The 12809-nt window shown below is 41.6% G+C and carries 14 protein-coding genes; 7 read left to right on the plus strand and 7 right to left on the minus strand.

What is annotated here, in order from left to right:
• Window positions 1-13 precede the first annotated feature (13 nt).
• Complete coding sequence (locus tag NST13_RS07980) at window positions 14-358, minus strand: YlbF family regulator (protein WP_342468656.1); 345 nt, start codon at window positions 356-358, stop codon at window positions 14-16.
• Between the two features lie 19 nt (window positions 359-377).
• Window positions 378-1520 (minus strand): DUF445 family protein, encoded by a 1143-nt coding sequence (locus tag NST13_RS07985; RefSeq protein WP_342468655.1) that lies wholly within the window; start codon window positions 1518-1520, stop codon window positions 378-380.
• 354 nt (window positions 1521-1874) lie between these two features.
• Between NST13_RS07985 and NST13_RS07990 the strand changes: the two genes are divergently transcribed.
• Complete coding sequence (locus NST13_RS07990) at window positions 1875-3224, plus strand: hemolysin family protein (RefSeq protein ID WP_342468654.1); 1350 nt, start codon at window positions 1875-1877, stop codon at window positions 3222-3224.
• 78 nt (window positions 3225-3302) lie between these two features.
• Window positions 3303-4187, plus strand: coding sequence for a cation diffusion facilitator family transporter (locus NST13_RS07995; RefSeq protein WP_342581788.1), 885 nt, complete (start codon window positions 3303-3305; stop codon window positions 4185-4187).
• Window positions 4188-4412: 225 nt separating this feature from the next.
• Here NST13_RS07995 and NST13_RS08000 read toward each other — a convergent pair whose 3' ends face one another.
• Both NST13_RS08000 and NST13_RS08005 read right to left on the minus strand, forming a co-directional pair.
• A complete protein-coding gene (locus NST13_RS08000) occupies window positions 4413-5066 on the minus strand; it encodes a response regulator transcription factor (RefSeq protein ID WP_342581789.1) in 654 nt (217 codons plus the stop codon).
• A gap of 12 nt (window positions 5067-5078) precedes the next feature.
• Window positions 5079-6194, minus strand: coding sequence for a GAF domain-containing sensor histidine kinase (locus NST13_RS08005; RefSeq protein ID WP_342468650.1), 1116 nt, complete (start codon window positions 6192-6194; stop codon window positions 5079-5081).
• A 186-nt stretch (window positions 6195-6380) separates the two neighbouring features.
• On the opposite strand from NST13_RS08005, the gene NST13_RS08010 reads away from it, so the two are divergent.
• From NST13_RS08010 to NST13_RS08020, 3 genes are read left to right on the plus strand one after another with little or no spacing between them, the layout of a single operon-like run.
• Window positions 6381-6806 (plus strand): disulfide oxidoreductase, encoded by a 426-nt coding sequence (locus NST13_RS08010; protein ID WP_342468649.1) that lies wholly within the window; start codon window positions 6381-6383, stop codon window positions 6804-6806.
• Window positions 6807-7277, plus strand: a complete 471-nt coding sequence (locus NST13_RS08015) for a thioredoxin family protein (RefSeq protein ID WP_342468648.1) — start codon at window positions 6807-6809, stop codon at window positions 7275-7277.
• A gap of 54 nt (window positions 7278-7331) precedes the next feature.
• Window positions 7332-8195: an RluA family pseudouridine synthase gene (locus tag NST13_RS08020; RefSeq protein ID WP_342581790.1), complete on the plus strand. Its 864-nt coding sequence runs from the start codon at window positions 7332-7334 to the stop codon at window positions 8193-8195.
• A gap of 47 nt (window positions 8196-8242) precedes the next feature.
• Here the strand turns inward: NST13_RS08020 and NST13_RS08025 are convergent, their stop codons facing one another.
• Entirely contained in the window at window positions 8243-8392 is a 150-nt protein-coding gene (locus NST13_RS08025; protein WP_342468646.1) for a hypothetical protein, read from the minus strand.
• A gap of 219 nt (window positions 8393-8611) precedes the next feature.
• Window positions 8612-9439: an aldo/keto reductase gene (locus tag NST13_RS08030; protein ID WP_342468645.1), complete on the minus strand. Its 828-nt coding sequence runs from the start codon at window positions 9437-9439 to the stop codon at window positions 8612-8614.
• 252 nt (window positions 9440-9691) lie between these two features.
• On the opposite strand from NST13_RS08030, the gene NST13_RS08035 reads away from it, so the two are divergent.
• Window positions 9692-11302, plus strand: coding sequence for a long-chain fatty acid--CoA ligase (locus NST13_RS08035; RefSeq protein ID WP_342468644.1), 1611 nt, complete (start codon window positions 9692-9694; stop codon window positions 11300-11302).
• A 56-nt stretch (window positions 11303-11358) separates the two neighbouring features.
• Here the strand turns inward: NST13_RS08035 and NST13_RS08040 are convergent, their stop codons facing one another.
• Complete coding sequence (locus NST13_RS08040; protein ID WP_342468643.1) at window positions 11359-11553, minus strand: hypothetical protein; 195 nt, start codon at window positions 11551-11553, stop codon at window positions 11359-11361.
• A 360-nt stretch (window positions 11554-11913) separates the two neighbouring features.
• On the opposite strand from NST13_RS08040, the gene NST13_RS08045 reads away from it, so the two are divergent.
• Complete coding sequence (locus tag NST13_RS08045; protein WP_342581791.1) at window positions 11914-12798, plus strand: VOC family protein; 885 nt, start codon at window positions 11914-11916, stop codon at window positions 12796-12798.
• Window positions 12799-12809: the final 11 nt, after the last annotated feature.

Here is a 12809-nt window from a genome sequence, read left to right on the forward strand (position 1 = left end):
ATTCTGTTCTTTCTTATAGCCCTTCGTAAATGGATTGGATCGGTTTGATTAAAGAACGATTCAATTCATCAATCAGGCGGCTTAATGCCATTTCAGCTTCAAATAACGCTGTAATTTTAGGATTTGCTTCCGCAAGTTGGAACACTTTTTGCAAATAGAATAATTCTTCCTCTTGCAATTCTTCCCCTTGCATTTGCATTTGTTGCAATTTTAATTGGGCATCACGGAACTGTGTGAAAATTGTTCTTGCTTCATCGTCATTACGAACGACTTCAACCGCCCCTTTTAATTGTTGAAATTCTTCCGTTTGACTGATGGAAGCTTCTACCTGTTGGATTGTTTCCAAAAAATTGCTCATTTTATCATTCCTATTCATTTTAATTTAACAATTGTACAATCAAGCCTTGCACGATACCAATCAACCCACCCAAAAATCCGCCTAAAAAGGTGATCATCATCAACTCGCGGCTTGCAATGCCCACTACAATCTCTTCCAATTTTTCGATTGGGAAAGAATCCACCTGTTCGCGGACAACTTCTTTTATATCTAATCGCTTCAGCACATCTTCAAGGTGGGATTCGGCGATTTCCAATGCTTTATCGACAACTTTAGGCATTATCTCATACTTGACCCATTCGTGTCCATTTGGGAAGTAGTAATGAATCGTTTTATTCAACCGCTCGTCAATGGCCAATTCTTTTTTGGCGTAGGATTGGATATTCATTAGTATTGGTTCTAATTGTATCTCATTTAAGTAATTCATGATAGGACGTTTTTTAACTTTTTCCCATTCATCATTCATGATATTCACAATTGAATGTTTTGTTTCCGATGAACGGAGAATGCGTACAAGCTCATGCTGGATCTTTGCCACAATGGAAGATGAATCGCTGAGAAACATTTGGAAAATGCCGCCGAGCGTTCCTTTGGATGCGAGAAAATCATTCAATAAATTTTTAATGGTAATTTCTCCGCTGGAAGATAAAATATAATCTTCCCCTTTAAGCAGCAAAGTATCCACCAATTCCGGAACTTTTTTATCCACCGTTTTCATGATGTCTTCCGGCACGATTTCTTCGATCGGTTTTGTGGACAAGGTTTGTTTTAATGCAACAAATTGTTTTTCAATAAATTCATCCACTCGCCCTTCGACTTTTTCAGGCACATCTTTGAATCCGGCCAGTTCCAGCCAGTCCTTCAATGTTTTGTTGTTTAAAAAAATCGCTTCTTCCGCTTTGGTTTGGGCAAACTGCAAAATCGCAAACCGGATTTCCGGAGAGAACAATTTGTTTTTGATGACATCCGGCGTCAATAAATAATCGTTGACCGTGATTCCGATTTGCCTTGCAAGTTCCCCCCTGCGTTTCGGAATCAAGCCGGGCGTGAAGGGCAACTTCCATTTTCCGATATACATTGGTTTATAAGGTCTAAAAATCATTTTGATTGCCAGAAAATTTGTCGCACTCCCGATGATTGCGCCGACAATTGCCATGAATAGTATGACTAATACTGCTTCCATTAAAATCCTCTTTTCTTCAAACTATGATTTCTCATTATAGCAGATGCCACTTTTGGACAAAAATATTAGCCCATACTGTTTAATACGATCATTATTCAATATTGTTTCATTCAGGCCCTTTCAAACATCGGTCCATAATAAGGATAAATTATTCTTTCATCAGAGGATTTAAAATTACGCAGAAAATCGCATAATATAATAAATAGTATCGCTCACAATCTTCTGAAAATTTCAGAGACGATAATTTGTATTTTCAACAAAAATACGCTATTATTATTTTATTGAAATCAATTTTTTTGTAGGAGGTGTACTCCTCGTTTCACCCCTCATTCGGGCGTTGAAAGAGGAAAGTATTTGGACGGAGACATAGTAGGGCTGACCATAAAGTTAGCAATTTTTGTCTTATTAATTTTACTTTCAGGATTTTTCGTTGCCACCGAATTTGCGATTGTCAAAGTTCGGGCAACACGTATCGATCAATTGGTTGAAGAAGGCGACAAAAAAGCCATCAAGGCGAAAAAGTTGCTCGACAACCTCGATGAATATTTGTCGGCATGTCAATTAGGGATTACCATTACTTCATTAGGTTTAGGTTGGTTAGGGGAACCTACCGTACAAATGTTATTGCATCCATTATTCCAATGGATTGGCGTATCAGGACCTATAACCGAGTTTGTATCATTCATTATCGCCTTCAGTATCGTAACGTATCTCCATGTGGTTGCCGGTGAGTTGGCGCCAAAAACGTTAGCGATTACAAAGGCCGAATGGGTGACACTTAATTTTTCAGGAGCGCTGTATACATTTTATAAAGTGATGTACCCATTCATTCACTTGTTAAATATGTCTGCCCGTGGTTTGGCAAGATTATTCGGCGTGAAATCTTTCAATGAAAGCGACTCGGCCCATACGGAAGAAGAGCTTCGTATGATCATGGCTGACAGCTTCAAAAGCGGTGAAATCAAATATTCGGAATTTGAATATATGAACAGTATTTTCGAATTCTCAGACCGCACAGCCAAAGAAATTATGGTGCCGCGAACAGAAATAACAGCGATCGAAAAGGACGTAACTTTAAAAGAAGTATTCGAAGTAATGGAAGTGGAACAATACACCCGCTATCCGGTCATTGATGGCGACAAAGACCACGTGCTTGGATTAGTGAACTTGAAACATCTATTAACTGCATATATCAAAGATCCAAAAAATGCAGACAAACCCATTATGGATTATATGCAGCCAATCATTCGGGTAATTGAAACGGTCCCAATCAGCGACCTGTTATTGAAAATGCAACATGATCGTATACACATGGCGATTTTAATGGATGAATACGGAGGTACTTCCGGATTGGTAACCATCGAAGACATCATCGAAGAAATCGTCGGAGATATCCAAGACGAATTCGACGAAGATGAAATTCCTGAAGTACAAGTAATCAGCGATGGCCATTACATTATAGATGCAAAAATGCTAATTGAAGACGTCAATGAAATGTTAAATATTCATATTGATGATGAAGATATTGATACAATCGGTGGTTGGTTCTGGACTCAACGCTACGATGCCGTTGAAGGTGACAGCTTTGTTTATGATGGCTACGAATTCAAAATCAAAGAATTGGATGGTCACCATATTTTATACATTGAGGTCATCAAATTGCCAGAAGAACAACAAACAGATTTATATTCAATTGCCGAATAACGTGATGATATCAAAACGACTTTCTTGCAAAAGAAAGTCGTTTTGTCATGTTCGGAACTTTTGCAGGGAGGAAAAAAAGTGGAGCTTTATACAAATTTACGGGCAGGGGAAAAAGGCGCCTGGCTTTCCATTGGAACATACATCTTTCTAAGCGCAATAAAACTCATCATCGGCTATTTGGGAGCTTCGGAAGCATTAAGAGCCGATGGACTCAACAACTCAACCGATATCATCTCATCCATCGCCGTCCTGATTGGTCTCAGAATTTCCCAGCGTCCCCCCGATGAAAATCATCAATATGGCCATCTGCGTGCGGAAACGGTTGCTTCATTGGTCGCTTCATTCATTATGATGGGAGTCGGATTAGAGGTTATCTATAATTCAGTCATGAACATATTTGACCCTGTCCGTGAAACCCCTTCCACTTTGACGATCTATGTCGCTTTAGGCTGTGCGCTTGTCATGTATATCGTATACCGGTATAACCTGGCCCTTTCCAAAAAAATTAACAGTTCCGCGTTGAAAGCGGCCGCTTTTGATAACCGTTCCGACGCATTGGTAAGCGTTGGAACAGCCATCGGGATTGTTGCGGCCATTATCGGCTTTCCAATCATCGATAGCATCACCGCGTTATTCATTGGAATCATCATTATTAAAACTGCCGTCGAAATCTTTTGGGAAGCGGTGCAAACACTGACGGACGCTTTTGATACGGAAGAAATTGAAACATTGTCCGCATTGATCAAAAACGTTGATGGGGTTATCGAATTGGTGGATATCAAAGGGAGAAAACATGGCAATGTTACATTCATTGAAGTGACTGTGACCGTAAATCCTTACTTGAATGTCTGGGAAAGCCACCGGATTACAGAAAAGATTGAGTCAACGGTCAAAAGGTTTGACATCAATTGCACCGCTCTCGTACATATTGAACCTCATGAAGAATATTCAGGGAAAGATTAAGGATAGGCTTGCGTTGTCCAAAAGTCGATGGTGATCGGTTTTTGGGCATTTTTTTATTTGTGGCATGTTAATTTTTATGAGTTACCTTCTTATTTGATGCATTTACCTCAACAATTGGTGCGGATACCTCCTCCTTTGATACAGTACAGCTTACGGATAAGGTTTCCTTTTCAAAAAGAGCAAAACCAAGAACGATTCGGTTCCTGGTTTTGCCCATTTCATCAACTACTTCCCTTCTCCGCTTCCTTCCGTCAAACCGTGTTTGACTGCATAGAGGGCTGCTTGTGTACGGTCTTGCACTTCCAACTTCGCAAATATATTTGAAATGTGGGTTTTCACCGTTTTTTCCGTAACGAACAATGAAGAAGCGATTTCCCTGTTGCTTTTGCCTTTCGTCAGTTCAGCCAGCACATCTTTCTCCCTTGGTGTCAACGGATTTTTGATGTGCGGCAAATTTTCTTCTTCCTTCAACGTTTCCTCCAGCTGCGTCGTCGCCACCGGATGCATGATGCTTTCCCCGCGCATCACTTGCCGGATGGAATTGACCAAATCATCCGGTTCAATATCCTTCAATTGATATCCCGCCGCTCCCGCTTCAATGGCCGGAACGACGTGATCTTTATCGGAGAAGCTTGTCAACATCAATATTTGCACTTCCGGCCATCTGGCTTTGATTTTTTTCGTCGCTTCGATTCCGTCCATCTCCGGCATGACCAAATCCATCAAAACGATATCCGGTTTCAATTGTTCCACGAGCTGAACCGCTTCCACCCCGTTTTTCGCTTCCCCCACGACTTCAATATCTTTTTGGGTTTTTAAGAAAAACTGCAATCCCCTGCGGACCACATGATGGTCATCCGCAATTAATACACGTATCATCTACTTCCCTCCTCAATAAGGCAACCGGACAAACAATTCCGTTCCTTTGCCGATTTCTGATACCCATTCAGCCGTTCCGCCAAGCGCAGTGGCCCGATCCCGTATCGATTGGAGACCCATCGAAGGGATTTTGGCATCCTGATCGATTTTAAAACCTCTGCCTTCATCTTTGATCACCAGCAAGATGTCCGTTTTGGTCACCGTCAGATAAATGGTCGCTTCCTGCACTCCTGCATGTTTCCGGATATTATTCAAAGCTTCCTGGGCAATGCGGAAAAGCGTTTCTTCCACCCTCGAAGGAAATTGAATCACGCCCGAAACATTGATGGTCAACTTTATTTTTAACATTTCCGCGTAAGCTTTGATGGCATCAATCAAACCGCTTTCCAAACCTTGTGGCCTCAATTGCCAAATGAGCGCCCGCATTTCCGTCAAGGCGGATTGGGTCAAATTCTGGATTTCTTTAAATGTTTCTTTTATATCTTCATCCTCCGTCATCTCCACTCCTGCACGGGCCGTCAATGTGACGGAAAACAACAGCTGGTTGACAGAATCGTGCAAATCGCGGGCCAAACGATTCCGCTCCCGGACCAAAGCCATTTCCTGCTCTTGTTTCGTCAAGTAGATGCGTTTGATGGCAGATCCGATTTGGAATGCCACCGATTCCAGCAGTTCCAACTCTTCTTCGGTATATTCAACGGTGTAAGGAGTGGCCACATTTAATATGCCGAACCGTTCATTCCCTGATTGCAATGGCACTGTTGCGTGATGGGTGATTCCCGCCGTATCCCCCACCTTCGCTTCAATCGCATTTTCAATTCGTTGGCATTCAATGATATTTGACGCTTTTTTCAATTGGTCACGCCGGAATCGGGATACGCACCAGCAACCGCCCTTTTTCAAATATTGGCAGTTATTGTGGCGCAAACCCTCCGGCAAATTTTCATGAACAACAAGATCAATCTTCCCTTTTTCATCAATGAAGAAAATCCAGCCGGTGCTGAAATTTGTCCCGTTCAAAAGCTTTCTCAGCGCACCCCTCAGCATCGGGATTAATTCCGTTTCCTCATTCAGCAATTCTGCAATCTCTTTTAACAATGTGATATTGGAATGGTCATTCACTGCCATGGCACACCTCGACAAATACTTTGTAATGTAATCATATCACTCCCTTACTTCTCTCGCATTTGTTGCACCCTCAGACTTTTGAATGAGATTCATTTTTCTTGAATTCGAAATGATTTCATTTTACTTCGAAGTCAAAACAATTTATAATCTAAACTGCATGGAAAATAATCTAGTAGGAGAGTTGAAATGAAAAAAAAATTGGAGAATAGTTTGCTATTTTTATGGTTAGTATCATTGGTAGCAACACTGGGTTCTTTATATTTTTCGGAAGTTCGCGGTTATGAACCATGTGAACTTTGCTGGTATCAACGGATCCTCATGTATCCGATTGTGCTCATTACCCTTGTGGCATATATCCAAAAAAATGCGCGCATTGCTGTGACAACAGCCGTATTTTCTTGTATTGGCGGAGCGATTTCCCTTTACCATTATGGAATCCAAAAATTGGACTTTTTGGCTGAAAGCGCACCAGCATGCGGAAGAGTTCCATGTACAGGGGAATATATTAACTGGCTCGGCTTTATCACCATCCCATTTTTGGCGTTGGTTGCCTTTATTTTAATTGCGATCACCAGCTTTTATATGTTGAAAGTGATGAAGGAGGATCAATAGTTGAAAAAACTAGGAATTATTGCTGCCGTTGTTGTCATTTTATTCGGAATTATCATTGTCTTGACAAATTTATCAAACAAAAGCAAGCTGGAAAACAATCCATACGGAACGGACAATTTGAGACAATCCACCATTGATTTATTGGACGATGAAAATTATCAAAATATTATCTTACCGGATGATTTAAGAGAAAAAATTGCATCAGGTGAACCGGTTGTTGCCTACTTGTTCAGTCCTGAATGTCCGCACTGCAAAGAAATGACGCCGCGGCTCATGCCGATTGCAGAGGAAATGGGTGTTCATATCGACCAACTAAACATTTTGGAGTATGAAGAAGGTTGGGACGAGTATCATGTGGAAGCAACACCGACATTGATTTTCTTTAAAGATGGAAAAGAAGTGAACCGTATGGTGGGGGCACACCCTGATGAAAACATTCGCCAATTCTTTAAAGAAGTGGTATTAAAATAAAGAATTTGGAAATCGTGTTCATAACGGACACGATTTTTCTATGGAGGAAATGAAATGCAGTTTCAATATGAAATTCCGCAAGATGGTTTGACGGTAGAATCGCTGTTGAGGGAAAAATGGCGGCTGGGCAAAAAACTGGTTCATGAACTAAGGATGGCGAAAGCGGTGAAAAATGCGGGCGGAGAATCGGTGAAATGGAACGAACCTTTAGCCAAAGGGACCATTCTCCATTTTTCATTGGATGTTCCTCAATCGGATTATCCGCCGGCCAAGGAATGCAATGTAAATATCCGGTACGAAGACGAACATATTTTGATTGTTTCCAAACCTAAAGGGATGAGCACCCATCCGAATGAGGAAAAAGATAAAGATACTTGCATGAATCATGTCATGGCTTATTTGAACGGGAAAGGCTTGGTGTATGGAGAGCATGTCCACCGGCTCGATCAGGGGACGGAAGGGCTTTTAATTGTGGCCAAACACCCGATTGCCAAATCCGTTTTTGACCGCATGATTGAGGAAAAATCCATCATCCGGACTTATGAAGCGGAAGTTCAAGGGGTAATCAAAGAAAAAAGCGGCACCATCAATGCCCCCATCGGAAGAGACCGGCATCATCCGACCCGCCGAATCGTTTCCAAATCCGGGCAACATGCAGTAACCCACTTTAAGGTAGTCGAGAGAAAAGCACATTCAACGATTGTTCATTTGCAGTTGGAGACGGGACGCACCCATCAAATCCGGGTGCACATGGCGCATATCGGCCACCCGATTGTGGGGGACACTTTATATGGAGCCCGGAAATCGAAAACGGGCAATTACAAGCTTCACGCCATTCAATTGGAATTTGAGCATACGTTTTTAAATAAAAAAATCCTTGTAAAAGATCAGGAAGGCGCTGCTGTTTCCCTGCAATAACATAAAAAGGGCCTGACCAATTTGTCCTTTTGGGTCAGGCTTGATTCTTATCCCTTTTTTTCTTGAAGGGGATTGTCCACAATAACCCCAGAAACATAAATTTGATGATCCCCATCATCATATAAAACTTTTCCTATATTGCTTTCCGGATCGCTCAAATCCAGCATGACGGAATAATGTTCCTCTATCGTCTCCAAATCAAGGGAAGAATCCTCATCATTAGCTATACTTCTAAATCTGATAAGTAGATACGGCCATCCAAATCAATAAGCCGGCAATCAGAAAACCAAAAAATATCCCCTTAAATAATTTCCCTTTCATGAATCCCATCCCGTTCATTTCAGTACCTTTAAATAAAAAGTACATCACCAAATGATCGTGATGTACTTCCGCTTTCAAGAATGCCGAAAATTTGCTTAAAAATCAAAATGGAAATTGTCCGGATTTTGGCCGAAACGTTCATTTTTATTCATCGCTTTAATTTCCGCCATCTCTTCATCCGATAGTTCAAAATCGAATATTTGCATGTTTTCCGCAATGCGGCTTGGCGTTACGGATTTTGGAATGGTGATTGTATCGTTTTGATAGTGCCAGCGCAACACAATTTGTGCAGGAGTTTTTCCGTGTTTATTCGCCAGTTTCACCAACGTTTCATCATTTAAAATGCGGCCTTTGCCAATCGGCGCCCATGCTGTGACCGCAATATTGTGCTCTGCGCAAAACGCTCTCAATTCATCCTGCTGCAAATATGGATGGCATTCCACTTGATTCACCATCGGCTTCACATTCGCGTATGCAAAGAGTTTTTCCAAATGATGCTGATGGTGGTTGGATACCCCTGGCACGCGGATCAACTTTTCCTCATACAGCCGCTCGATGGCACGGAAAGTATCCACAAATTTGTCCTCCACCGGCCAGTGGGTCAAATAAAGATCCACATAATCCAACCCCAATTTTTTCAAAGATGTTTCAAAGGCGCGGAGGGTTTCATCATAACCTTGGTCGCTATTCCATACTTTCGTTGTCACGAAAATTTCCTCCCGCGGAATGCCACTTTCACGGATGGCTTCCCCCACTTCCCTTTCATTGTTGTAGAGTGCGGCAGTATCAATCGCCCGATACCCCAGCTCCAACGCTTTAGAAATCGCATTCAACGCTTCTTCCCGGTCTTCCATTTTATAAACGCCCAACCCCAAATAAGGCATCTCAACCCCATTGGCCAATGTTTTTGTCGGTATTGCCATAAAATCACTCCTTCAACATTCATTAACACTATTATAAACTGAAAATTTTCAAGAAATAAATCATATCGTTTCAATCGAAATTATTAGAATTAGTATATGAATCTTTTATCATAGAAAATGTCGTAAAAAAATAGCAATATTTTCTCTTTTAAGTTAAAATATTCTGTAATAAGTAGTAAATTTAAGTTATAAAATCTTCTTTCTCAAAATATATAAATTGAGAGGGATCAAACAAAGGGGGAGTATGTTTATATGATGGACACACCTTTATTATTGACAAGCTTTTTAAAACGGGCTGAGCGCTACTATCCGGAGAAATTGATCATTTCCCGTACAGCCCCGGACACAATTCACCGTATTCCTTACAAAGAATATGTCAAACGCACGAGGAAACTTGCAAGCGCTCTTACAAAGCTGGGCATGAAACCTGGTACGAAAGTAGGTTCTTTCGCATGGAACCATCACCGTCATTTGGAAGCATACTTTGCAGTACCTTGCGCTGGCGCCGTCTTGCATATGATCAACATCCGCCTTTCACCGGAACATATCATTTATGTAATCAATCATGCCGAAGATGAAATTTTATTGGTTGATGGGGACCTGTTCCCATTATTTGAGAAAGCCATTCCGTATTTGAAGACAGTGAAACATATTGTCGTCATGCAGGATGATAAAACGGTTCCTGAATCCTCTTTCCCTAATGTGCACTCGTATGAGCAATTGATCGAGGAAGCGGACGAATTTGAATTTCCTGAAAATTTAGACGAAAATTCCCCGGCAGGCATTTGTTATACAAGTGCAACGACCGGAATGCCAAAAGGGGTTGTGTATACGCACCGCGGGTTGGTGCTTCATAGTTTGATTCTCGGGTTGGCGGACAGCATGGGCATATGTGAAAAAGATGTCATCATGCCGGTTGTGCCAATGTTCCATGTGAATGCATGGGGAATGCCATTTGCCGCAGTGAATTACGGTACAACACAAGTTTTGCCTGGTCCACATTTTACCCCAAGTTTACTGCTTGATTTAATCGAACAGGAAAAAGTGACATTGACTGCAGGGGTGCCAACGATTTGGCTCGGCGTTCTCCAGGAGCAGGAGAAAAACCCTCGGGATCTTTCTTCTTTAAGAGGCATAGTTTCCGGCGGTTCCGCTTCACCAAAAGGGCTCATTCAAGCCTTTGAAGACAAATATAATGTTCCGTTCATCGTCGGCTACGGTATGACGGAAACATCACCGATTGTATCCCTTTCCCACTATACTTCCGCAATGGAAGATTGGACAAGGGAGCAAAAATTGGATATACGCGCAACGCAAGGGCTCACTGTTCCGTTGCTTGATACGGAAGTTGTCAATGATGAAGGTGTTGTTCCTTGGGATGGAAAAACGATGGGAGAACTTCGCATTCGTGGTCCTTGGATTGCCCATGAATATTACAAAGATGAACGAACAAAAGAAGCGTTCCGCGACGGTTGGCTCTATACAGGAGACATCGCGGTTGTGACACCGGAAGGCTATATCAAAATTACGGACCGTACGAAAGATTTGATCAAGAGCGGCGGCGAATGGATATCTTCCGTCGATTTGGAAAATGCCCTCATGACCCATGAAGCGGTGTTGGAAGCGGCGGTGATCGCCATTCCTCATGAAAAATGGCAGGAACGTCCACTGGCATGTGTCGTTTTAAAAGAAGGAAAACAGGCGACCAAAGAAGAACTGCTTGATTACTTGCGCGGCCAATTTGCAAAATGGTGGATTCCGGATGATGTGGTCTTCTTAAAAGAAATTCCGAAAACTTCAGTCGGCAAATTCCTGAAAGCGAAACTGCGCGAAGAATTAAAAGATTATAAAGTGCAAGCGTAAAGGATTGAAGAGGATGTTCATAAAGTCGATGCTTTGTGGACATCCTCTGAATTTTTTCAGTTTCTCCTTTTCAATCTTTCATCTTTATTTGGATGGTCGACCACATCCGATTGGATCGGATCCGGAATGCGATTATCCTCCTCCAGCTGCTCCCCGTCCCTCAATCGATCCATCTGTTTTCCCAACCAGATGCAGTCTTCCATATTATTTGTCATATGTCCGCTTTCAGGCATTTCATTCCGATTTTCCACAATGATCCCTCCTTATGTTGATACTAGATATTGTGAACAAAACGTTAAAAAAAATGATATAGTAAACTTAATTTAATTCAGCTATACTAAATTAGAGATATCAATTACTTAGGAGGTATACTTCCATGGGTACTGTTTTAATTCTTATTGTATGTCTATCATTTATCACAGCGATTTTAACAGCAGGCCGTGAAGGAGATTATAAAGAAGAATAATCTCTTACTTATTAGAGCTATCATAAAAAGGCAATCCTGATTAATCGGGATTGCCTTTTTATTTTCTTGACATTTTCAGCTTATCAAAATAAACTTAGTTACATAAAGTAAGTTTGTGAAAATAATTAACTGAAGGAGATAGGAAATGACAACACATTTTCATAAAAAACCGAACACGTATGTTTCTCATGTTCAAATAAAAGTGTCCAATTTGGAGCGTTCCGTGGAGTATTATAAAAATGTCATCGGATTTCAAGTTTTGGAGCAGACGGATCATACGGCCGCCTTTACAACGGATGGAAAAACGAGCATTTTATCCATCGAAGAAGTGAAGGATGCATTGCCTTTGCAAAGGGGGCAAACCGGCCTTTACCACTTTGCGATTCTGCTTCCTACCCGGAAAGATTTAGGGAATTTCATCCAGCATATTTCCGAACTGAATGTTCCGATTGGTGCAGGCGACCACCATGTAAGTGAAGCGATTTATTTGTACGATCCGGATGGAAACGGCATTGAAGTGTATGCGGACCGGCCGGAAGAGGAATGGATTTGGAATGGGAATACGGTTTATATGACGACGGAACCGGTGAATTTCCGTTCTCTTCTAGCAATAGCAGATGGCACTTGGAATGGATTGCCTGAAGGAACGGTGATGGGACATATTCATTTATCCGTCGCTGATTTGCGGAAAACGGAAGCATTTTATACGAAGGCTTTAGGGTTTGAAGTGGTGACAAGATACGGAAGCCGGGCACTTTTCATCTCAACCGGAAAATATCATCATCATATCGGTTTGAATACTTGGGAAAGCTTGGGAGGCTCCCCTGCTCCGGAAAACAGTGTTGGATTGAAGTCCTATACATTGGTGATGGATAATGAGGAAAAAGCAGAGTTAGTGAAAAAGAATTTGAAAGAGCTGGGGCATGTAGTGGAGATATTTGAAGAGGCTCCGAAATTTGGTGGAAGCCAGGCATTTTCCACTGTTGATCCTTCCGGCATTCGAATTGTTTTTACATTGGATGGGGAATAAATGGATATTAT

It is taken from the genome of Ureibacillus sp. FSL W7-1570 (genome assembly GCF_038593265.1).
GTDB lineage: Bacteria > Bacillota > Bacilli > Bacillales_A > Planococcaceae > Ureibacillus > Ureibacillus suwonensis.

Bases quoted from the DNA above. Each gene is read 5' to 3' on its own strand.
- NST13_RS08035 (WP_342468644.1), top strand. From the start codon at position 9,692: ATGATGGACACACCTTTATTATTGACAAGCTTTTTAAAACGGGCTGAG.
- NST13_RS08045 (WP_342581791.1), top strand. From the start codon at position 11,914: ATGACAACACATTTTCATAAAAAACCGAACACGTATGTTTCTCATGTT.
- NST13_RS08010 (WP_342468649.1), top strand. From the start codon at position 6,381: ATGAAAAAAAAATTGGAGAATAGTTTGCTATTTTTATGGTTAGTATCA.
- NST13_RS08000 (WP_342581789.1), bottom strand. From the start codon at position 5,066: ATGATACGTGTATTAATTGCGGATGACCATCATGTGGTCCGCAGGGGA.
- NST13_RS08005 (WP_342468650.1), bottom strand. From the start codon at position 6,194: ATGGCAGTGAATGACCATTCCAATATCACATTGTTAAAAGAGATTGCA.
- NST13_RS07980 (WP_342468656.1), bottom strand. From the start codon at position 358: ATGAGCAATTTTTTGGAAACAATCCAACAGGTAGAAGCTTCCATCAGT.
- NST13_RS07985 (WP_342468655.1), bottom strand. From the start codon at position 1,520: ATGGAAGCAGTATTAGTCATACTATTCATGGCAATTGTCGGCGCAATC.
- NST13_RS08030 (WP_342468645.1), bottom strand. From the start codon at position 9,439: ATGGCAATACCGACAAAAACATTGGCCAATGGGGTTGAGATGCCTTAT.
- NST13_RS08020 (WP_342581790.1), top strand. From the start codon at position 7,332: ATGCAGTTTCAATATGAAATTCCGCAAGATGGTTTGACGGTAGAATCG.